The sequence below is a fragment of the Streptomyces sp. NPDC007025 genome (assembly GCF_042869455.1).
Classification (GTDB): Bacteria; Actinomycetota; Actinomycetes; order Streptomycetales; family Streptomycetaceae; genus Streptomyces.
The window spans coordinates 203590-224567 of sequence record NZ_JBIAFT010000012.1 but is presented as its reverse complement, the minus strand read 5'-3'; the positions used below and the strand labels follow the sequence as shown (position 1 = coordinate 224567).

At 73.8% G+C, this 20978-nt stretch carries 14 protein-coding genes and 1 pseudogene; 9 read left to right on the top strand and 6 right to left on the bottom strand.

Translation table 11 applies throughout. The features are described from left to right. Positions 1–144 precede the first annotated feature (144 nt). Together ACFYMO_RS24065 and ACFYMO_RS24060 are read left to right on the top strand one after the other, a co-directional pair. Positions 145–1602, top strand: a complete 1458-nt coding sequence (locus ACFYMO_RS24065; protein WP_366772491.1) for an SWIM zinc finger family protein — start codon at positions 145–147, stop codon at positions 1600–1602. 236 nt (positions 1603–1838) lie between these two features. Next, positions 1839–3608 carry a DUF5691 domain-containing protein gene (locus ACFYMO_RS24060; protein WP_388548878.1) on the top strand — a complete coding sequence of 590 codons (1770 nt, stop codon included), beginning with the start codon at positions 1839–1841 and terminating at the stop codon, positions 3606–3608. 224 nt (positions 3609–3832) lie between these two features. Here ACFYMO_RS24060 and ACFYMO_RS24055 read toward each other — a convergent pair whose 3' ends face one another. Further along, positions 3833–4243 carry a cobalamin B12-binding domain-containing protein gene (locus ACFYMO_RS24055; RefSeq protein WP_019354843.1) on the bottom strand — a complete coding sequence of 137 codons (411 nt, stop codon included), beginning with the start codon at positions 4241–4243 and terminating at the stop codon, positions 3833–3835. Positions 4244–5062: 819 nt separating this feature from the next. Here ACFYMO_RS24055 and ACFYMO_RS24050 point away from each other — a divergent pair. Next, positions 5063–6976: a M23 family metallopeptidase gene (locus ACFYMO_RS24050; RefSeq protein ID WP_388548787.1), complete on the top strand. Its 1914-nt coding sequence runs from the start codon at positions 5063–5065 to the stop codon at positions 6974–6976. A gap of 113 nt (positions 6977–7089) precedes the next feature. Here ACFYMO_RS24050 and ACFYMO_RS24045 read toward each other — a convergent pair whose 3' ends face one another. Next, on the bottom strand, positions 7090–9663 hold the full coding sequence (locus ACFYMO_RS24045) for an ATP-dependent DNA helicase (protein ID WP_366772488.1): 2574 nt from the start codon (positions 9661–9663) through the stop codon (positions 7090–7092). A 193-nt stretch (positions 9664–9856) separates the two neighbouring features. Next, positions 9857–10210: a hypothetical protein gene (locus tag ACFYMO_RS24040; protein WP_366772487.1), complete on the bottom strand. Its 354-nt coding sequence runs from the start codon at positions 10208–10210 to the stop codon at positions 9857–9859. A 371-nt stretch (positions 10211–10581) separates the two neighbouring features. Between ACFYMO_RS24040 and ACFYMO_RS24035 the strand changes: the two genes are divergently transcribed. Beyond that, on the top strand, positions 10582–11700 hold the full coding sequence (locus ACFYMO_RS24035) for an NlpC/P60 family protein (protein WP_366772486.1): 1119 nt from the start codon (positions 10582–10584) through the stop codon (positions 11698–11700). Between the two features lie 211 nt (positions 11701–11911). On the opposite strand, the gene ACFYMO_RS24030 is transcribed toward ACFYMO_RS24035, so the two are convergent. Further along, positions 11912–12613 (bottom strand): hypothetical protein, encoded by a 702-nt coding sequence (locus tag ACFYMO_RS24030; RefSeq protein ID WP_388548783.1) that lies wholly within the window; start codon positions 12611–12613, stop codon positions 11912–11914. A gap of 118 nt (positions 12614–12731) precedes the next feature. Here ACFYMO_RS24030 and ACFYMO_RS24025 point away from each other — a divergent pair. From ACFYMO_RS24025 to ACFYMO_RS24015, 3 genes and pseudogenes are all read left to right on the top strand, one after another. After that, positions 12732–13247 (top strand): annotated as a pseudogene (locus ACFYMO_RS24025) (class II aldolase/adducin family protein); the annotation flags it as partial. A 777-nt stretch (positions 13248–14024) separates the two neighbouring features. Continuing rightward, positions 14025–15428 carry a hypothetical protein gene (locus ACFYMO_RS24020; RefSeq protein WP_388548780.1) on the top strand — a complete coding sequence of 468 codons (1404 nt, stop codon included), beginning with the start codon at positions 14025–14027 and terminating at the stop codon, positions 15426–15428. Between the two features lie 271 nt (positions 15429–15699). Continuing rightward, positions 15700–16182 (top strand): DoxX family protein, encoded by a 483-nt coding sequence (locus ACFYMO_RS24015; RefSeq protein ID WP_366772483.1) that lies wholly within the window; start codon positions 15700–15702, stop codon positions 16180–16182. A gap of 190 nt (positions 16183–16372) precedes the next feature. Here ACFYMO_RS24015 and ACFYMO_RS24010 read toward each other — a convergent pair whose 3' ends face one another. Together ACFYMO_RS24010 and ACFYMO_RS24005 are read right to left on the bottom strand one after the other, a co-directional pair. Beyond that, positions 16373–16645 carry a hypothetical protein gene (locus ACFYMO_RS24010; protein ID WP_366772482.1) on the bottom strand — a complete coding sequence of 91 codons (273 nt, stop codon included), beginning with the start codon at positions 16643–16645 and terminating at the stop codon, positions 16373–16375. Continuing rightward, positions 16642–18504: a PspC domain-containing protein gene (locus ACFYMO_RS24005; protein WP_388548776.1), complete on the bottom strand. Its 1863-nt coding sequence runs from the start codon at positions 18502–18504 to the stop codon at positions 16642–16644. The genes ACFYMO_RS24010 and ACFYMO_RS24005 overlap by 4 nt, the downstream gene beginning before the upstream one ends. Before the next feature lie 151 nt (positions 18505–18655). Between ACFYMO_RS24005 and ACFYMO_RS24000 the strand changes: the two genes are divergently transcribed. Together ACFYMO_RS24000 and ACFYMO_RS23995 are read left to right on the top strand one after the other, a co-directional pair. Further along, complete coding sequence (locus tag ACFYMO_RS24000) at positions 18656–20005, top strand: PspC domain-containing protein (RefSeq protein ID WP_388548773.1); 1350 nt, start codon at positions 18656–18658, stop codon at positions 20003–20005. 83 nt (positions 20006–20088) lie between these two features. Beyond that, a complete protein-coding gene (locus ACFYMO_RS23995; protein WP_388548875.1) occupies positions 20089–20817 on the top strand; it encodes a LuxR C-terminal-related transcriptional regulator in 729 nt (242 codons plus the stop codon). The last annotated feature ends 161 nt before the right edge of the window (positions 20818–20978 follow it).

The window sequence follows — 20978 nt, the reverse complement described above, 5'->3', positions numbered from 1 at the left end:
ATGGCCAAGGAAGGGAACCCCCCGCGCCGCAGCGCCTCGGCCGATCCGCGAACCACTCTGCACCCCGGCACTGACAATCGCTCTGACCTGCACTTCCGCCCGGTCGACGGGGAGTTGTCAGTGGCGCCGCCTACCGTCTTCGACATGGGTGGACAGGCGGTCCGCTGGACGGCGGAGCAGGTAAGGGCGCTGGCGCCGGACGATGCGTCACGTCGCGCGGGGAACAAACTCTCGGCTCCCGGGCCGTGGACGGAGGCCGGGTGGGGCAACGGCGCGGTCTGGGGACAGTGCAAGGGCAGTGGAAGCAAGCCGTACCAGACGGTGGTGGATCTCGACGGCGGCCAGGGGCCCGGATACCGGTGCTCCTGCCCCAGCAGGAAGTTCCCGTGCAAGCACGCGCTCGGCCTGCTCCTGCTGTGGGCAGGCGGCGAGACGACGGTCGTGGCGGGGGGCGAGCCGCCGGAGTGGGCCGACGGTTGGCTCGGCGACCGCAGGCGGCGTGCGGAACAGAAGGCGGGACGCGCGCCGGACGGGGCGGCAGCCGAACAGGCCGCGGCAGGCACCGGGCACGGCGCGGACGACGACGTACGGGCCGAGGCCGCGCACCGCCGTGCGGCGCAGCGCGCCGAGCGGATCACGGCCGGTACCCAGGAGCTGGAGCAGCGGCTGGCGGACCTGCTGCGCGGCGGGCTGGCGGGCGCGGAGCAGCGGGGGTACGCGCCGTGGGAAGAGATGGCGGCCCGCATGGTCGACGCCCAGGCTCCGGGCCTGGCGGCCCGGATACGCGAGCTGGGTGCGATACCCGGCTCCGGCGAGGGGTGGCCCGGTCGGCTGCTGGCCGAGTGCGCCCTGCTCCACCTGCTGGTCGGCGGCTGGCGGCGGGCCGCGGAGTTGCCCGCGCCGTTGGCCGACACCGTCCGTACCCGGGTGGGTCTGACTCTGGAGGCGGCCGACCTGTTGGCGGAGCAGGAGGCGCTGGTCCGGGACGAGTGGCTGGTCCTGGCCCAGCGGGACACCGACGAGGGGCGCCTGACGGTCCGCCGCGTGTGGCTGTACGGCCGGACAGCGGGACGGCACGCCCTGCTGCTGTCCTACGGCGCGGGCGGCCGCGCTCCGGAGCTGGCGCTGCCGGTGGGCGCGGCGTTGGACGCGGAGCTGGCCTACTACCCGGGCTCCGGTTCGCTGCGGGCTGCTCTCGGCCGGCGGCATGGCGCACTGCTGCCGGGCTTCCAGCCCTCCGGCGCAGGCGTCCAGGAGGCACTGGAGGGCTATGCGCGGATGCTCCGGGAGGATCCGTGGGCGGAGAGCCGTCCGTGTGTGCTGGAGCGTGTGCTGCCCGTGCCGCCCTCCGACGCCGACACGGCGGGCGGCGCCGTGAGGGCGGGCCGCGGCGGCCGGTCCGGTCAGGGTGCCGCCGGTTGGCAACTGGCGGCGGCGGACGAGGAGTCCGCGCTGCCGGTGGCGCCGGGCACCGGTGCGGCGGCCCTGTGGAGACTGCTGGCGCTCTCCTCGGAGGGTCCGGTCACCGTCTTCGGCGAGTGCGGCCACCGCGGCTTCGCCCCGCACACGGCCTGGCACGAGGGCCGGGCCGTCCCGCTGTGAGAGGGAGGGCGTCAGGCAGTCAGGCATCGGCCGGGACGACGCAGGGGCCGCCGGCCCGATCGGGGGGGGGCGGGAGCAGGGCCTGCCCGGTCGGGGCGGAACGGGGGCACCGGTGAGAGCGGAGCAGGACCGCGGGGTCGGAGGGGAGTAGAAGACTCCGATCGAGGTGGGCGGCGGACAGGCAGACGGACGGGCGGAAGGTGCCACGAATGGCAGGCGTGACGGGAGGGGCGGACATGGCGGTCGGCACGGAGACGGGACGGCACCCCCGCGAGGCGCAGCCGTCGCATGACGGCACCGGCGGGCAGCAGGAGGACCTGGGGCACGAGGAGCCCCGAGGGCACGGGGAGGAGCGGGCGGGCCAGGAGGAACGGGGGAACCAGGAGGAGCTAGAGGAGTGGGGGGAGTTGGTGACCGCGGCACTGCTGGGGGCCGAGCGGCGGCGGCCGCCCGGCGGGAGCGTGACGGCCCTCCTGGGCGCCGCGGCCACCGAGACGGTCCGCCGGCGGGCCGGTGTACGTCCCGCGGTCCCCGGGCAGCGGCCCGGGCCCGCACCGGCCGACGAGCGGCCACCGCTGCCGGGCGCGGCCGAGCGCCGGCTGGCGGCGCTGCTGGCCGACCGGGCACCGGGCGGAGCCTCGGCGTCCGGGCGGCGCGGCGCGGGTCCGGATCTGGGTGAGCTGTTGCCGCAATGGCTGACGGAGGCGAACGCCCACGGCTACCGGGCGCCGACCGCCCTGTTGCCCGCTCTGTTGGACGCGGCACGAGCCCGTACCGACCTGCGTGCCGAAACACTGGCGTTCGCCGGCCCGCGGGCACTGTGGCTGGCCCGGTACAACGCGGACTGGAAGTTCGCGCTGCGCGACGGCGTCCGCCGCCGGGCGCCGGACGGCGGACCGGACGAGACCGAGCGGGTCTGGCAGGAGGGCCTGTTCGCCGAGCGGGTCGCGCTGCTCACGGCGGTGCGCCGACGCGATCCGGACGCCGCGACGGCACTGCTCGCCTCCACCTGGCAGACCGAGCGGGCCGAGGACCGGCTGATGTTCCTGGACTCGCTGCGCGAGGGCCTGCACTCCTCCGACGAGCCGTTTCTGGAGCGCGCGTTGGCCGACCGCAGCCGCACAGTGCGGGCGACGGCGGCCGAGTTGCTGGCGGCGCTGCCCGGCTCTGCGCTCGCCGGCCGGATGGCGGACCGCGCCCGGGGCTGCGTGGCCCCGGACCCGACCGGCGGCAACGGCATCGCGGTGACGGCACCGAACACGTGCGATGCGGACATGCAGCGCGACGGGATCGTGCCCAAGCCACCGTCGGGCCGGGGCGAACGGGCCTGGTGGCTGTGCCAACTGGTGGAGTCGGCCCCGCTGGAGGTGTGGGGCGAGCAGTTGGGCGGGGCGACCCCGGCGGAGATCGTCGCGCTGCCGGTCGCCGACGGGTGGCGGGACGATCTGCACGCGGCCTGGTGCGGTGCCGCCGTACGGCAACGCAACGCCCAGTGGGCCCGTGCACTCATCGGTGAGCCGACCGAGCCGTTCACCGAAGGGCCCGGCGACCCGGCCAAGCTGCTGTCGGTGCTGCCCGAGGAGGAGCGAGGTGCGTGGGCCGCGCGGTTCGTGGCGGCGCACGGGCTGTCGGAAGCGTTCCGGGTACTGGGGATGTGCGGGGTGCCGTGGCCGCTGCCGCTGGGGCGGGCGGTGGTGGACGCGCTGGAGATCGCCCGGGACGCGGGCAGCTATCCGTGGAGCTTCAGCGGGGTGATGGGGCTGGCCGAGCGCTGTCTGGACCCGTCGGACACCGAGCGGCTGGCGCCGCTCGCCGCGGTGCCCGACGAGAAGGAAGGCGAGTCCCCGGGTGCGGGTGCGTACTGGGCGGAGTCATTCCAGCGGCTCCTGGCCACCCTGCGGTTGCGCGCCATGATGCTCGCGGAACTCCGGAACGAGGTGCCGGACAACGAGGTGCCGGACAGGGAGCCGGACCGAGAGCCGGAAGTCTCCGGGCCGACCGGCTGACGGACGGCGCGCGGCGGTCCGTCGGCTCCCGGGATCCGCCGCCGCAGCTCCCGGGGCCCGGCGGTTCCGGGGCCGGACAGCCTCGGGGACCGGCGGTCCAGCGGCGGGCGGCTTCGGGCGCGGCTCGTGAGGTGAGATGCCGAAGAGTCGGCCGCCGGGCAGCGGGGCCGCCCCTCGGGGCGGCTGGGCGAACGGAGACCGGCGGCCGACAGCCGCCCGTGGTCTCAGGCCGCGACCGGGCCCACGTGGGTGCGGATCCAGTCGACGACCTCGGTGGTGGTGGCACCCGGGGTGAAGATCTCGGCGACGCCCTGCTCCTTGAGCAGCGGGATGTCGTCCTCGGGGATGATGCCGCCGCCGAACACCTTGATGTCGGTGGCGTCCCGCTCGCGCAGCAACTCCAGTACGCGGGCGAAGAGCGTGTTGTGCGCGCCGGAGAGGATGGAGAGGCCGATGGCGTTCGCGTCCTCCTGGATGGCGGTGTCCACGACCTGCTCCGGTGTCTGGTGCAGCCCGGTGTAGATGACCTCCATACCGGCGTCGCGCAGGGCCCGGGCGATGACCTTGGCACCGCGGTCATGGCCGTCGAGCCCCGGCTTGGCGACCACCACGCGGATCGGACCCGTCACATCCATCACTGCCTCCCTCAAGGACGACCTCCAGGCCGGAACGGGCCCCGGGGTGTGAACGCACGTTATCTCCAGCATCCCGCACCCGTCCCGCTCCGCGCTCGCAAGGGAGGGGGAAATCACACACGGGCCCCGGATTCCCGCGCCCCCCGACCATCCTCTGACCCCTTGCCCCGATCCCGATCCCGATCCCGGCCCCGATCCCGGCCGGGGCCGGGGCCGGGGCCTTCTCGCCCTCCCTCAAGGAGGACCTCCCGGGCTCCCGGCCGCCCCGGCTTCCCGCCGTCGCCGCGGTCCCGCGGGCCGCGCAGCGGGGCGTGCTCGCCGCTCGGGGACGGCTGTGCGTGGGCGCAGCCCCATCACGCGGGACGCTCCGGTTTCGGCGCGCGGCCTCGACAGCTCCGCACGCCCGACCGAACGGTCTGCCCGCACCGCCCGGAGGCCTCGACCGACAGCCGGAAACGGCCGGTGCGGCTCGTCGGTCAAGGGTGTGAGAGGGCGACGCCGGCGGTGTCGGCCATGTGGTGCTGCCGGTGGGTTGCGACGCGTCCGCCCTATTCCGGGGTGAGTTGGAAGCGGGGGGCGTACCGGTGGCGATGATCGTCAGATCGGGCACCGGGACGACGGACTGGTCCGTCCGAGCGGCTCACTCTTTCGAACGAATTTCGAACTCAGCCGCTGCGGCCGGTCCGTAGTCCGCCGAAAGGCGGCCGATTGCCCTTTTCCTGCGTCGCCAAAACCTGCCGAAGATTGTGGCCGTCGCATACCCCCGGGTACAGTCGCCCGCATTGCTCCGCCCCTGTCGCCTAGGCGAAAGAGAAGTTGGTGGTGAACGACCGTCATCCGTCGGGAGTCCCGAATCCCGACGACGACCCCGGTTCCGGCTTCTCGTACGGCACCTACGGCGTGGACCACGGACAGTCCGCGTACGGCGCCTATCCCCAGGAGAGCTACCAGGCCGGTCCGCACGACGCGTACTCGGCCGATACCTACACACCTTCCGGTGACTCCTACCCCGCGGGCGGCTCTTACCCCTCCTACGGCGACGATCCGCTCTTCGGCGCTCTCCCGGGCAGTGACGGCGGCAACGCCGCCACCAGCGCCTGGGACGCCACCACCGCCTGGGGCACCGGCAGTTACCAGCCCGACGCGATGGCGGGCCCGGACGGTTCCGCAGGCGCCGCGGCCGCCCCCGGTTTCGGCCAAGGGCACCCCGTACCGGGCGACGGCACCGGCCAGTGGACCTTCGGTACGCAGGAGACGGGCAACTGGGACACGACATCCTGGGGCACCGGCGGCTGGCAGACCGCAGTTCCGCAACCCGGCGACTGGGCGACCGACGGCCACGGCACGGCGTTCGGCCACGACGGCCGGCCCGGATACGACGGCCGGCCCGGATACGACGGCCGGCCCGGATACGACGGCCGGCCCGGGTACGAGGGCCGGCTCGGATACGACGGCCGGCCCGGGTACGAGGGCGGCGCGTACGAGGGCGGCGCGTACGAGGGCGCCGCATACGGCGGTTTCGAGCACGCCGCGTACGACGCGCCCCCGGCCTACGACGCGCAGGCCGCGTTCAGCGGGTACGAACGGCCGCAGGACGACCAGGGGGGCTACGGCGTTCCCGGCGGCCACTCCGCGCAGGAAGGCTGTCACCCCCAGGGCGGCTACGGGGACCATGACGCTTTCGGCGGTGCGGAGACCGGTTACGGGGATGGGACCGCGCAGTTCGGCTTCGACCCCGGCTATACCGCCTCCGGACACCACCCCGAGCAGGAGCAGGAAGCCACAGCCCAGTGGAACTTCTCCGTGCTGGCGCAGGGCGAGCACGGAGCGGACGAGCACGAGCAGGCCGACGCCTTCGGCCACGAACCGCCGCATGAGCACGGGTTCGACTCCGCCGAGTCCGACTTTCTCGTGACGTCGGAGTCGGAGTCGGAGGAGGTCCGGGAGGGGCACCTCGGCGCACCCGCCGCACTCGGCGGCGGCGGGTCGCACGGGCGCGGACGGCGACGCTCCCTCAAGCCCCGCCGCCGGGCGCTGATGACCGTGGCGGTTCCGTCCGTCGCCGTCATGGGGGTCGCGGGCGCGGCGGCGGCGAGTGTGATGGGCGACGACGGCAAGGACAAGGACAGCACCACTGTCGCGGCGCCGGACGCCTCTCCCGTGAAGCCTTCGAACGTCAACAGCAAGCTGGACACCCAACTTCAGGGACTCTCCGCGGACGCCGACGACTTCGCCGACCGCGCCAGCCGCACCCAGGAGCGCATCGACCTCAAGCAGCGCCAGGAAGCGGAGAAGGAGCGCAAGGCGAAGGAGGCGGCGCGCAAGGAGGCACTGCGCCCCAAGTTCGTCATTCCCGTCAAGAACCACACGCTCAGCGCGCGCTACGGCCAGGCAGGCGTCAACTGGATGTCGATCCACACCGGGATCGACTTCCCCGTCAGCTACGGCACGCCCGTGATGGCCGCGACCGACGGCACCGTCTCCACGAAGCACAGTGTGGCGTACGGGAACATGGCCATCGTGACCGCGAAGGACGGCACCCAGACCTGGTACTGCCATCTGAGCAGCAACAAGCTCCGCTCCGGCTCGGTCAAGGCGGGCGATGTGATCGCCTACTCCGGCAACTCCGGCAACTCCACCGGCCCGCATCTGCACTTCGAGGTCCGTCCCGGTGGCGGTTCGGCGGTGGACCCGATCCCGTGGCTGCAGAGCAAGGGCCTCAGCATCAGCTGAGAACCGGACCCCGGATCAGCTGAGAACCGGCCCCGGCCTCCGGGGCGTGGCTCCCGGACGTGACCCGGCGCCCGGACCGTGCGGTCCGGGCGCGACGCGTCGGCGCCCTCGCCCTACAGCTTCTCCACGGGCGCGTAGCGCAGCAGCAGCCGTTTGGGCTTCTCGCCGCCGAAGTCGATCGTCGCCTCGGCGTTGTCCCCGCTGCCCTTGACCGACTGCACCGTGCCGAGTCCGAAGCTGTCGTGGGTGACGCGGTCGCCGATCTGGAGGGAGACCACCGGACGGTCGCCGGCCCGCCGGGTCGCGAACCCCGAGGGACCGCCCCGCCGGGCGGCGGCTCCCCTGCTGGAGGAGAGGGTCACCCCGATCCCGGCACCCGTCGCCGCACCCGTCCCGCCGACGCCCAGGCCGCCGCCCCCGCTGCCGGTGCGCTTCCAGTCGAGGAACTCGGCGGGGATCTCCTCCAGGAAGCGGGAGGGCGGGTTGTAGGAGGGCTGGCCCCAGGCGCTGCGCATTCCGGCGCGGGTGAGGTACAGCCGTTCCTGGGCGCGGGTGATGCCGACGTAGGCGAGCCGGCGCTCCTCCTCCAGTTCCTTGGCCTGGCCGAGTGCCCGCATGTGCGGGAAGACGCCGTCCTCCATGCCGGTCAGGAAGACCACGGGGAACTCGAGGCCCTTGGCCGTGTGCAGGGTCATGAGCGTCACGACGCCGTCGTCCTCGCCCTCCTCCGGGATCTGGTCGGAGTCGGCGACCAGGGCGACCCGCTCCAGGAAGTCGGCGAGGGTGCCCGGCGACTCGTCCTCACCCCGCTCCTGTTCGAACTCCAGCGCGACGGCGGCCAGTTCCTGGAGGTTCTCGATGCGGGTCTCGTCCTGCGGGTCGGTGGAGGCCTGGAGCTCCGCGAGGTACCCCGTCTGCTCCAGCACGGCCTCCAGCACCGTGGCCGGACCGGCGCCGGACTCCACGATGGTGCGCAGCTCCTCCATCAGCGTGTTGAACCGCTTGACGGCGTTGAGGGAGCGCGCGGCCATGCCGTACGCCTCCTCGACACGGGCGAGCGCCTGCGGAAATGTGATCTTCTCGCGCAGGGCCAGCGCCTCGATCATGGCCTCGGCGCGCTCGCCGATGCCGCGCTTGGGCACGTTGAGGATGCGGCGCAGCGGCACCGCGTCCTCCGGGTTGGCCAGCACCCGCAGATACGCCAGTATGTCGCGGACCTCGCGGCGCTCGTAGAAGCGGACTCCACCGACGACCTTGTAGGGCAGGCCCACGCGGATGAAGACTTCTTCGAAGACGCGGGACTGGGCGTTGGTGCGGTAGAAGACGGCGATGTCGCCGGGGCGGACGCGGGCCGCGCCGTCGTCACCACCGCTCTCGGTGCGGCCTCCGCTGCCCGTGCCGGAGCTCCCCGCCGTTCCGGGGCCGTCGGCCTCCCCGTCGCTGAGCCGGTCGATCTCCTCGGCGACGAACTGGGCCTCGTCGTGTTCGGTGTCGGCGACGTAGCCGGTGATGCGCGGGCCGGAGCCCGCCCGGGTCCAGAGGTTCTTGGGGCGGCGGTCCGCGTTCCGCTCGATGACCGCGTTGGCGGCGCTGAGGATCGTCTGCGTGGAGCGGTAGTTCTGCTCCAGCAGGATCGTGGTCGCGTCCGGATAGTCCTCCTCGAACTGGAGGATGTTGCGGATGGTGGCCCCGCGGAAGGCATAGATGGACTGGTCGGCGTCGCCCACGACGCACAGCTCGGCCTGCTCCTCGGCCGGGCCTACCAGCTCGCGCACCAGTTGGTACTGGGCATGGTTGGTGTCCTGGTACTCGTCGACCAGGACGTGCCGGAAGCGGCGCCGGTAGTGCTCGGCCACGTCGGGGAAGGCCTGGAGCAGATGGACCGTGGTCATGATCAGGTCGTCGAAGTCCAGCGCGTTGGCCTCGCGCAGCCGGGCCTGGTACATCGTGTACGCCTCGGCGAGGGTCTTCTCGAATCCGTCGGCGGCCCGGCCCGCGAAGTCCTCCTCGTCGACCAGCTCGTTCTTGAGGTTGGAGACCTTGGCGCTGAACGCCTTGGGCGGGAAGCGCTTGGGGTCCAGATCCAGGTCGCGGCAGACCAGGGCCATCAGGCGCTTGGAGTCGGCCGCGTCGTAGATCGAGAACGAGGAGGTGAAGCCCAGCTTCTTGCTCTCGCGGCGCAGGATGCGCACGCACGCGCTGTGGAAGGTGGAGACCCACATGGACTGCGCGCGCGGCCCCACCAGCTCGGCGACGCGTTCCTTCATCTCGCCGGCCGCCTTGTTGGTGAAGGTGATGGCGAGGATCTGCCCGGGGTGCACGTTGCGGGCACCCAGCAGGTGGGCGATGCGGTGGGTGAGCACCCGCGTCTTGCCCGAACCCGCTCCGGCGACGATGAGCAGCGGGGAGCCCGCGTGCAGCACGGCGTCCCGCTGCTGTTCGTTCATCCCCTCCAGCAGCGCGGCGGGGTCGATGACCGACCGGGGGGCGCCGTCGCGGTGGTGGGCGTCACGCGCGGCGGTTCCGCGGGCGCCGCCCGCGAAGGTGCCCGCGAAGAGATCGTCCGGGATCTCCTCGGCGGGGGCCGGGCCCCCGTCCTCCTCGGGGTCGGGCGGCGGCGCCGCGCCCGCCTCGGGTGCCGCGCCGTCGAGGTCCGCCAGGAAGCTGTCGTCGAAAAGGCTGCTCATCGTCGTCCGAGTCTAGGCCGCCGTGCCGACACTCCGGAGCCCTGTGGAAAACCGGGGTCACCCGCACCTTCAGCTGACCCTTTTGCGTATTTTCTGCGACTCGTTCCGTGCGGCCGATGCGGCGCCGCAGGCAGCCTGGCAGCCCTCATGCCGCCGTACCGCCGGATGCGCCGTACCGCCGAGGAGTGCACGCTCAGACCCAGAGCACGGCGATGAAGATGTTCGCCGTCGTCAGCAGGCCGACCGAGCCGAAGAGCGGGGCGCTCAGCCGCTCCTCGTCGCGCTTGACGTAGGTGACTCCGAGAATCACCACGAGCAGCGCCAGCTTGAGTCCGACCTTGACGTTGTTCACCGTGCCGCCGTCCGCCTGGTGGAGTCCGACCAGTGCCACGCCGGTGATCAGCATGGTCAGCGCCCCGTGCAGCATGCTGGGGCTGATCCGGGCCTCGCCGCTGCCGATCGCCTTCAGCTGGGCGAGGAAGCCGCCCAGCAGCGCGGCTATGCCGATGATGTGCAGGCCGACGAAGATATTGATCAGTACGTCCATGGCCGCGAGCGTATCCGGGTGTTTTCGGGGCCTTTAGCACGCCCCCGGCTTCCCCGCAGGCACTCGCCCCCGGCCGGTCAGGACCGCGCATGGACCCCCGGCTTCGAGTCGACGGGTGACGCGGTCCGGACGGCAAATGGACGAAACGGCTCACTTGCGGTCATCCCCGTGCCTCTTCGGTTCCCTTCCGCATAGCGTCCTCGTCACGTGGCCGCGCCCCGCCGGTCGGCGCGGCCACCCCCGCGGCAGGAGCAGGTGCGATGCGCCCGGCGCCGCCGCGGGAACGTGCCCGGCACCGTCGCACCGCACCGTGGACGTGCGCAGCCGCGCCCGTAGGACCCGTCAGCACCAGTGAGGAAGTGACGGCCGCCATGGCCTCGCACCGCAAGCCCACCCCCCGCCCCTTCGCCGCGTTCACCGCGCCCGCGGTCCGCACCGCTCTCACCCTCGTCCTCGCGGGCGCCGCGGGAGCCACCTCCCTCCAGGGGTCCGCCTCGGCGCAGCCACGGACCCCGCAGCCGGGCACGGCCCGCGTCAAGGCGAAAGTCGACCGGCTGCACCGGGAGGCCGAGCGGGCGACCGAGGCGTACAACGGTGCCCGGGAGAAGGCGCGGAACGCGCGGACCAGGCTGGAGGCACTGGGGGACGAGGCGGCCCGCCGGCAGCGGAAGTTGAACGCTTCCCGGCGGACGCTCGGCTCCTACGCGGCGGCGCAGTACCGCGACGGCAGCGGCGTCGACCCCGCCCTGCGCCTCGTGCTCACCGCCGCCCCCGAGGACTACCTTGAGCGCGCGGCGACCACCGAGCGCGCCGGGGACCGGCAGGCGGCGGCCGTGCAGCGCGCCGCGCACCGCGGGCGTCAGGTCGCCCAGGTGCGGGAGGAGGCGGCGGGGGTCTCCGCGGAGCTGGCGGAGGCGGCCGAGCGCACCCGCCGCCACAAACGCACCGTCCGCACCAAGCTCCAGCAGGCGCAGCGGCTGCTCGGCGAGCTCACCGCCGAACAGCGCGCAGCCGTGCTCGAGGAGAAGCCCCGCACAGCCCGCACTCGGCCGCACCGGCCGTCGCGGAAGGCGGATGCGGCCCGCGGCGGCGGCCCGGCAGTCCACCCGGCGCCGGAGGAGTCGCCCGGACCCGCGCCGGTCGGCCGCGCCGCGCGGGCGGTCGCGTTCGCCCGCGGCGCCCTGGGCACACCGTATGTGTGGGGCGGCACGGGCCCGTCCGGGTACGACTGCTCCGGTCTGACACAGGCCGCCTGGCGGGCCGCCGGCGTCTCGCTGCCGCGCACCACATACAGCCAGATCCACGCCGGCAGGCGGGTGCCGCGGGGCGACCTCGCCCCCGGTGACCTGGTGTTCTTCTACGACAGCGTCAGCCACGTCGGGCTGTATGTCGGCGGCGGCCGCATGATCCACGCCCCCCGGCCCGGTACCGCGGTGCGCGTGGCTCCGATCGATCAGATGCCGTACGCCGGAGCGGTGCGCCCCGCGTGACCGCCCCGGCAACCCGTGGCCCCGCTCGGGCCCGCCGCGATCCCGGCCGCCGCGGAAGCAGCCCTGGCGGGCGACGCCGTCCCAGTGGTCACCGGCCCCAGGGCGTCCGGGCCGCCGATACCAGCCGACACCGAGCGACACCGACCGGCCGGCACCAACACACCGACACCGGCCCACCCACACCGACCGGCTCAGCGTTCACGATCCGCGTTCAGCTACCGGGTGGCAGCAGGTCGCTGGTCAGCGCGAAGGCCGAACGCGCGGAGCCGAGCAGGGCGTTGATCCGGGCGAGGACCCGATCCGTCCGCTGTGGATTCTCGGTCTGGACCGCCTCCGCCAGGTCGTCGGCATACTCCTGTGCCCGTACGGCCTCCTCGGGCTCCGCGCTGCGTGCGTCCTCCCTCAGCGCGTCGATCAACTGCCGGTGTGAGACGTCGTGCACGCCGGCGGTGTTGCCGTGACCGCCTTGAGCCACAGCATGCGGGCTGCTGACGTTCGCCACGACGAAACCACCGGAATTGGCCGAGATATGCACCGCTTCGCTTCCCCCTGCCCACATGAAATTCTTCCGGTACTCGTCCCATCCCGCCTGCGTCGGACCATAGCTACCGGGCTTCCACCCGTATGTCTTGATCAGACGATGCTTGAGCGGTTCCGCGAGGACGAGCATGACATCGGCGCGGTTCCATCCCTGATCCGTGGAGTAGTCCGCCATGCGTATTCCCCGTCGGCCGGGCCCGGTGGATCTTCTGCAGATCTCCCGGAAGACCTGGTTCTGGTACGCCGCGGCCTGCGCGGGGGTGATGGACGGCGGAGGGAGCCGTCTCCTGTGCCGCCTGTCGCGCACCACCACGAACAGCTCGCGCAGCACGATGCAGAGGGTGGCGAGGACGATCAAGATGAACAGGAACAACGCCCGCCGCCTCCTTCCGCAAAGTGCTCTCATCCTAGGCAAGTTGGCGCACCGGGGACGGACGCGGGACCGCGTACCCGCCGGACCGGTCAGGCGAGGATGCCGACCGAAGCCACCAGTGCGGGAGGGGAGCCGCCACGTCAATCAGGCAGCGTGCGCGGTTCACTCTCACGTGCATTGCGCGCGACTCGATGTGGTGACCGTCGCCCACTGCCATACGACGTACGGGCGGGTCTTCGCGGCGCTCGGGGAACCGCTGGAACCGCTCACCCAGGAGGCGTGCGCCTGCTACGAGGACCACGCGCCTCCGGACCGGCGGACAGGCGTGACCGTGGACGACGGGGACGGCGCGCGGACTGCTGCCGTCCTCAACCCGCACAAGGCCGTCATCCTGCGCAATCACGGCTTGCCGGCGGTCGGGGACTCGGTGGACGCGGCAGCCCGGTGGTTCCTCCAGCCGGAGCGCGCCTGCGGGACACAGCTCCCCGCGAAGGCGGCAGGAAGGCCGTTGCCCGTCGAGCACCGGAATGTCGTGACAGCCCGCGAACCGCTCGGCGGCGATCTTGCCGTATGGCGCAGCTATCAACCTCTCTACACGAGGATCACCCGGCACGAACCGGACCGGCTGAGCTGACATCGGCTCATGTAAGGCACAATCCCCTTCCAACCCACGGAAGTTGAGAGGCGGGGTTGCACAGTGGCCGTGGACACGGCGCAGGACGGCCCGGAGGGCCCGGGCGACGACGACGGGCACGACCGCGGCGCACCGGACTCGAGTGCCGCCCGCGGCACGGGTCGGCCCTCCGATACGGGCTCCACCTCGGGCGCCACCGGCTCCGCCGCGAGTACCGCTCCCGCGGCGGGCGCCGCCCCGGCCGCGGGCACCGGCCGGAGCGGGGGCACCGGCCCGAACGCGGGCACCAGCCCAGCCGCGGGGAAGAGCTCCGCCGCGGCACGGGACTCCGCCGCGGGCAGGGGCAGCGCCGCCAGGGGCAGCGCAGCGGCACGGGGAACCGGCCCGAACAGGGGCGCCGCGACCGACCCGGGCGCTGCCACCGGCAAAGGCTCTGCCACCACGCCCGGCCCCGCGACAAGCTCAGGCGCCGCACCCGGAGCATCCGGTGCCACAGGAACAACCGGGAAGGCCGGGTCTACGGGGAAGGCCGAAACGACCGGGACCGCAAAGACGTCCAGGACCACAGGAACGGCCGGGACCACCGGGACCACAGGTACGGCCGGAACCGCAAGAACGACCGGAACCGCAAGAACGGCCGGGGCAACCGGCGCGGCCCGAGAGGCCTCCGCCCCCGGCGCGGGCCGCGTACCCGGCGCACGCTCCGCCACGTCCCCCTCCCACCGCGCCCCGCGCACCCCGCGCCCCCCGGAGGGAACGACCGCAAGGGTTCCACCGATGCCGACCCCATCACCCACCTCGCCCGCGTCACCCGCGTCACCCGCTTCGGCTCCCTCGGCTCCGCCGCGCCCCTCGACCCCGCCGTTCATCCCCTCCCGCCCCTCCGACGGCGACAGCGGTAGCACCGGCGGCGGCAGCAGCAGCGGAAGCAGCGGCGAGAACAGCGGCCGGGCGACCTGCCAGTGCGACGACTGTCCGCACGGCGCCCGCCAGAGCTACCGCAAGGCGCTGGCTGCCTTCGTGCAGCGCCGGGACGAGCTGGCGGCGGGCCTGGGTGTCCCGGTCGGGCTGGCGCACTCGGCGGGGGCCTCCCGCCAGTGGGTGTCCGACGAACTGACCGGAGCGGCGCGGGCGCTCGCCGACCGGAGCCGCGAGGAGGGCGAGGCGTGGGTGGCGCGGCTGTGGCGGCGCACCGTGGGCACCGTCTGGGCCGCGGCCGGGTTGCTGCTGCTGGTGCAGTTGCTGACCGCGCTGGCGGGCGGCTGGTCCACGGGCCGTACCGCGGGGCTGGTGGCGGCCGGTGTCTCGGCGGTGGGGCTGTCCGTCGCCGCCTGGCTGCACCGTTCGCGGGGCGGGGTGCTGGCGCCGGTCATCGGTGAGGACAACCGGCTGTCCACCTCCCGGACGGTGGCCGCCGGGTGGGTGCTGCTGTCCGTCTTCGCCGTGCTGGTGCTGGCCGTCGAGCTGGCAGCGGCACCCACCCCGGGGGATCGCCGGGCGCTGCTGACCGGGCTGGATCTCTCCCGCGGCGCCGGCGTGGTCACCGTACTGGCGCTCACCTGCGCGGTCGCGGTCGTGGTGCGCCGCACGGTGGCGGTTCGGGTGCAGGGCAGGCGGCTGCAGAAGGTGCGTGCCGACCGGCCGCACGCCGCCGATCTGCTGACCGACGACGCGGGCCGGGGCGCGTTCTCGGACGTGCAGTACGTGCTCATCAACGGAGTCGCGGTGGTCTTCGCCGCGGTCCGGCTGTCCCGCCAGCCCGAGCGGCTGCCCGACCTGCCCTGGGGGCTGGCCCTGCTGGTCGTCGTCTCGGCGGCGACGTATCTGGCCGGGAAGTACGCGGAGGGCGGCCGCCCCGTGGTGCTCTCGGTGGTGCGGGCCCGGGAGATGGGGGACCTGCACTCGCCCATCCGCACCGGCGACGACATCGAGATCCGGGGGGCGGGCTTCGTCCCGCCGGGCGCCACCGCACCCGATCGGCTGGCCCGGGTGGTGGTCCGGGTCGGCACCGTCCACGTGCACGCTCCGCTGATCCCGGTGACCGGCGGTTTCGCGGGCCCGGCGGACACCGTGCTGAACGTCCCCGTACCGGCCGAGGTCGAGCCGGGGCGGGTGGAGGTCCAGGTGGTCACGGCGGCGGGCGCGGAGACCAACCGCTATCCGATCGACGTGGTCGAGTGACCGTTCCTGCGGCGCTGCGCGGCAGGTCTCCCGGAGAGGTCGCGGGGCACTTGCCAGCCGGGTAGGCCGTGGGTGAAGAATCGCCTCCGCACGCGAACACGGCTGCGAGAGGCGGGAGCGACGCATGTCTGTGACAGGGCCGACGGGTGGCCAGGGGCCAACGGGTGGCCGTGGGCCGGCAGGCGGCCGTGGACCGGGACCGGCAGGCGGCCGGGCGGACGAGGGACCCAGGGCCGTCAGCGGCTACCCGGGGCCGGTCGCGGGAGGGCCGTTGGGCGCGCGCGGTCTCGCCGCCCGCCACGCGCTGCTGCCGCTGCGGCTCTTCCTCGGCGTCACGTTCCTCTACGCGGGCATCGACAAGCTGACCGACCCCGACTTCCTCACCGGTTCCGGTCCCGGTTCGTTCGCGGCGACGCTGACGGCCGTGCACGACTCCGCGGCAGCCGGCTGGATGGTCGAGTTGGCGCAGCAGAGCCCGCAGGGGTTCGGTACGGCCATCGGCGTCGGGGAAGTGGCCATCGGCCTGGGCACCCTGTGCGGCCTGTGGGCCCGTGTGGCGGCCGCGGGCGGGGCGCTGCTCTCCTTCTGCCTGTGGATGACGGTGAGCTGGGCCAGCGAGCCGTACTACTACGGCAACGACCTGCCCTATCTGATGGCATGGCTGCCGCTGCTGATGGCGGGGGCGCCGATGTTCTCGCTCGACTCGCTGCTGGCGGTGCGCAAGCGCCGCAAGGGTCAGCAGATCTTCGGCTGACGGTTCCTCGCCGACAACGGGCTGACAGTTCCTCGGCGGACAACTCTTCCGCTGACGGCAGCGGGCCGCCTCGGCCCGCGGTGGCCAGGACGCGGCGGCCGGAACTGGCCGGGACGCAGTGGCAGGAACGGAGCCCGAAGAGGCGGCGCGGCGGGTGCGGGTGCCTCGTCGTCCCCCGTCGGTCCGCCCGTCATGCCCCCCGCGCGCCGTGTCCGCCGCGCTCGCGTCCGCCGCTCTCGGGCCCGCCGGGCTCGCGCTGCTCCCGGCGGCGGGCGACCGAGCGGCGGGCCAGGAACGTCGCCAGCGCGGTGAGTCCCGCCAGCACCAGTGCGCCGGGCACGACCACCAGCAGCAGCCAGAAGGGGATGTTCACCTCTCCCGCGGCGTCCAGCAGGTAGAGCACCGCGACAGCGATCATGGCCAGCCCGAGCAGCAGCCGGGACGGTTCGAAGCGGTGCCTCATCGGGTCCCTCCCACCGTGGATGCGTCCGCGCCGCGGAACTGCCGTGCCCCGCCGGAATCCGCGCCGGGGCCGCCCCGGTTATCGGACGCGGCCTCCTCGGCGTGGGAGCGGAGACCGGGCTCGGCGGCGAGTGCGGCGCTCTGCCGGGTTCCGCCGCCGGACGATGTCCCGGTGTCGGTCCGTTCGCCCGAGGGCAGCGCCCGGACGATCTCGACGCGGCCCGCGCCGGCGCTCAGGTTCACCACGATCGTGCCCTCCGGCTTCGCGTCGTCGAACGGGCGCAGGGTCAGCTTCCGGTTCGTCCCCAGGCCGCTGGCCCGGTCGTGGACGACCTCTCCGTCGGCGTCCAGTGCGCGAGGGAAGCTCAGCTCACCCATACCGACGTCCGCGCGCACCTCGACCACCGCGTTCGCCGGTACCACGACCTTGATCTCGCCCGCGCCGACCCGCGCCCCGGTCCGCAGCGTCTGGCCCGCCTTCAGGCCCGTGCCGCTCAGATCCAGTTCCCCGGTGCCGGAGCCGAGCTCGTAGCGTGGCCGGACCTCGGCGGCGGAGGTGGGCATCCAGTGCGTCTCGCGGACGTGTGTGGCGATGTCGTCCGGCAGCGCGGAGGCGCCCGCCAGCAGCCCCGCCGTCAGCACGACGCAGACGAGGGTGCCCGGCCCGGTGCGGCCGACGAACGCGCTGAGCGCCAGGCCGAGGCCGAAGACCGCCAGCGCGCAGCTCAGACCGACGACGAGGGTCGTGCCGAGCGGATGGGTCTCCCACGCGGCTGCGGTGCCGATCCCGCCCGCCAGCAGCGCGAGGAGCAGGGTGAACCCGCCCAGTGATCCGCGGCCGCCCCGGCGGGCGGGGGGCATCCCGCCGGTACCGGCACCTCGGGCCGGCACCCTGGGCGGTCCCCAGGGGCTCCCGTAGGAGGCGGGCGGGGTCGCGGCGGGAAGGGCGTCCTCGGGGCCCCACAGGTAGCCGGTCGCCCCGCCCGGCTGCCACGGCGCGGGACCGGCGCCCTTGGTGGCACCGGCCTCCTTGGTGAGCGGCTCCCGCCACCAGGAGGCGGGTACCGCGACCGGCGGTGCCTGCGCCTCCGGCGGCGCGTCGGCAACGGCGTGCGCCGTCGCCGGATCGACCTGCGCCCCCTCGGCTCCGGCGGCCTCGGCCTGCCTGCGGTGCTGCGACCAGTACGCCGCACCCGCCACCGCGCCCACCAGCAGCAGCGAGAAGGGCACGCTGCGGTTGCCGATCGAGGCGAGGAAGAGGCCGCAGCCGACGAGCGCGACCAGGATCGCCGAGAGCGAGCTGCCCTCCACCCGGCCGGACAGCAGCCGCCGCCCCTCGTTCTGGGTCTCCCCCTCCGCGGGGATCAGCAGCCAGGCGAACCCGTAGAAGACGAATCCCAGTCCCCCGACGACGGACAGCACCACCAGCGGCACCCGGAAGATCACCGGATCGAGGTCGAAGTACCGGCCGAGCCCGCCGCACACGCCGCCCGCGACCTTGTGCGTACGGCTGCGCCGCAGCCTGCCCGAGCGCGGCTCGAGCACCGGATTGTGCGCCCCCCAGGAAGCGGTGCCCGCCTCCGCGGCCCCGTGACCCGCGCCCTTCCCCGTGCTCCCGTGGCCCGCGTTCGTCTCCGCGGTTCCGTGAGCCGGGTCCGTCTCCGCGCTCCCATGGCCCGCGCCGGTCCCCGCGGTCTCGTGGCCCGCACCGGTCCGCGCGCCTTCCCCCGTCACAGGACCCTCCCGGTCCGTACCGGAAGCGGACGCACGCCCCTCCCGGTCCGGACCGGACCCGGGCTCGCGGCCCTCCCGGCCGGCACCGGCGGCGGGCTCCGCCGGGTGCTGCTCCTCCTCGCTCATGGCCCTATGGTCGCGCCCCGCGCACCGGCGGGCATCGGGGGCCTACCCGGACACCTCCCTGAGATCCGGAACCGGAACCGGGGACGGTGTCCGGGACGGCTCAGGGCGAAACCCTGATGTCCCCCCGCGCGGCCCGTGTGACGATCGGTGCATGACAGCGCCCGCCTCGCCCGCCTCCGAGGCGGCCCCGCAGGGACCCCGACCCGCGTCCTCGGAGCCGCCGGCCGAAGAACCGCCGCTGCGCAAGCTCTACCGCAGCGCGGAGGGCCGGATGCTGGGCGGGGTGGCCCGCGGTCTCGCGGGGCACTTGGGGCTGCCCGTCTCGTGGGTGCGCATCGTCTTCATAGCGCTCAGCGTGGCCAACGGCCTCGGGGTGCTGCTGTACGCGGCGTTCTGGTTCGTGGTGCCGCTCGGTACCGGCGGGGTCGGCAGCGGGCACCGCCTCGGCGCGGGCGGGCTGTCGGAGGTCGTCACGGACCGCGACGGGTTGCGCCGCCGCTTCCTCCGCAAGCCGGAGAAGGGGCAGATCTTCGCCGTGCTGGCGCTGATCACCACTGTGGTGGTGATGGCGGACAACCTCCAGTTCGGCGCCGCCAACACCTATCTGTGGCCGGTCGTGCTGATCGGTGCGGGTGTCGCGCTGGTGTGGCGGCAGGCCGACAACTCCCGCCGGGCGCACTGGGCGGAGGTCGGCCGCCGCACCAGGCTGCTGCCGATCGCCCGCAGCGCGGCCGGGGTCGCGCTGGTGGCCGTCGGCGTGACCGGCATCGTCGTCGTACAGGGCTCGGTCAGCCATCTGGGGGCCGTGCTCCAGGCCGCGCTCGCGGTACTGGTCGGCATCGCCTTGATGGCGGGCCCCTACCTGGTACGGATGATGCAGGACCTGTCCGAGGAACGGCTGATGCGCATCCGGGCGCAGGAGCGGGCCGAGGTGGCCGCGCACGTCCACGACTCGGTCCTGCACACCCTGACCCTGATCCAGCGCAACGCCGAGAAGCCGCGCGAGGTGGCCCGGCTCGCCCGCGCCCAGGAGCGGGAGCTGCGCGCGTGGCTGTACCGGTCCGCCGACGGGTCGGGCGCCGCCGCCGAGGAGGAGGACGAGCCGAAGACGCTCGCCGAGGGGGTCAAGGCCGCGGCCGCCGAGGTCGAGGACCACCACGGGGTGCCCGTGGAGGTGGTCTGCGTCGGCGACTGCCCGCTGGACGAGGCGCTGAGCGCCCAGCTCCAAGCCGCGCGCGAGGCGATGGTCAACGCCGCCAAGTACGGTGGCGAGGGCGGCGCCGTGCAGGTCTTCGCCGAGGTGGAGGGCCGTACCGTCTTCATCTCCGTGCGGGACCGCGGGCCGGGCTTCGACCCGGACGCCGTGCCGGAGGACAGGATGGGCGTACGCGAGTCCATCGTCGGCCGGATGCGGCGCAACGGCGGCACGGCGCGGCTGCGCACCGCACCGGGCGAGGGGACAGAGGTCGAGCTGGAGATGGAGAGGGCGGCGGAGTCGTGACCAACGAGGCGACGGGCAGCGGGTCGACGGGCAGCGAAGGGACGGGCGACGAGGCGACGGCCGGCCCGGTGGCGGGCGGCCCGGTGGCGGGCGGCGCGCAGCAGGGCGTCGGCGGCACCGGCCCCGGTGGCGGGAACGGCGGGGACGGGGGCCGCCGGGTGCGGGTCGTCCTGGTGGACGACCACCGGATGTTCCGCGCGGGCGTGCAGGCGGAGATCGGCCGCACCGACGAGACGGGGGTGGACGTGGTCGGCGAGGCGGGCGACGTCGACCAGGCGATGACCGTCATCGAGGCGACCCGCCCCGACGTCGTCCTCCTCGACGTCCACCTCCCGGGCGGCGGCGGGGTCGAGGTGCTGCGCCGCAGTGCCCCGCTGATGGGCGACACCGAGCAGCCGGTGCGTTTCCTGGCACTGTCGGTCTCGGACGCCGCCGAGGACGTCATCGGCGTCATCCGCGGCGGGGCGCGCGGCTACGTCACCAAGACGATCACCGGCGACGACCTGGTCGGCGCGATCTTCCGCGTCTCGGACGGCGACGCGGTCTTCTCCCCGCGCCTGGCCGGCTTCGTCCTGGACGCCTTCGCCTCCACCGACGCGCCGCCGGTCGACGAGGACATGGACCGGCTCACCCAGCGCGAACGCGAGGTCCTGCGCCTCATCGCGCGCGGCTACGCCTACAAGGAGGTCGCCAAGCAGCTGTTCATCTCCGTCAAGACGGTCGAGTCCCACGTCTCGACGGTGCTGCGCAAGCTCCAGCTCTCCAACCGCCACGAGCTGACCCGCTGGGCGACGGCACGACGGCTGGTGTGAGCCCGGGGCGGAGTCCCGCGTACAGGCTGCGATCAGTTTCCGGAGGCGTTTCAGGAGGGGAGACCGCCGTGCCCGAGGCAGTGGGACAGCCGCACGACGAACCGTCGCCCCTCGCACGGAAGTGCGTCTGACGGAGTTCAAGACGTTCCGAGACACCGTCC

Coding starts and splice junctions, on each gene's coding strand:
- ACFYMO_RS24065 (WP_366772491.1), top strand. CDS start 145: ATGGGTGGACAGGCGGTCCGCTGGACGGCGGAGCAGGTAAGGGCGCTG.
- ACFYMO_RS24060 (WP_388548878.1), top strand. CDS start 1,839: ATGGCGGTCGGCACGGAGACGGGACGGCACCCCCGCGAGGCGCAGCCG.
- ACFYMO_RS24055 (WP_019354843.1), bottom strand. CDS start 4,243: ATGGATGTGACGGGTCCGATCCGCGTGGTGGTCGCCAAGCCGGGGCTC.
- ACFYMO_RS24045 (WP_366772488.1), bottom strand. CDS start 9,663: ATGAGCAGCCTTTTCGACGACAGCTTCCTGGCGGACCTCGACGGCGCG.
- ACFYMO_RS24040 (WP_366772487.1), bottom strand. CDS start 10,210: ATGGACGTACTGATCAATATCTTCGTCGGCCTGCACATCATCGGCATA.
- ACFYMO_RS24035 (WP_366772486.1), top strand. CDS start 10,582: ATGGCCTCGCACCGCAAGCCCACCCCCCGCCCCTTCGCCGCGTTCACC.
- ACFYMO_RS24020 (WP_388548780.1), top strand. CDS start 14,025: ATGCCGACCCCATCACCCACCTCGCCCGCGTCACCCGCGTCACCCGCT.
- ACFYMO_RS24010 (WP_366772482.1), bottom strand. CDS start 16,645: ATGAGGCACCGCTTCGAACCGTCCCGGCTGCTGCTCGGGCTGGCCATG.
- ACFYMO_RS24005 (WP_388548776.1), bottom strand. CDS start 18,504: ATGAGCGAGGAGGAGCAGCACCCGGCGGAGCCCGCCGCCGGTGCCGGC.
- ACFYMO_RS24000 (WP_388548773.1), top strand. CDS start 18,656: ATGACAGCGCCCGCCTCGCCCGCCTCCGAGGCGGCCCCGCAGGGACCC.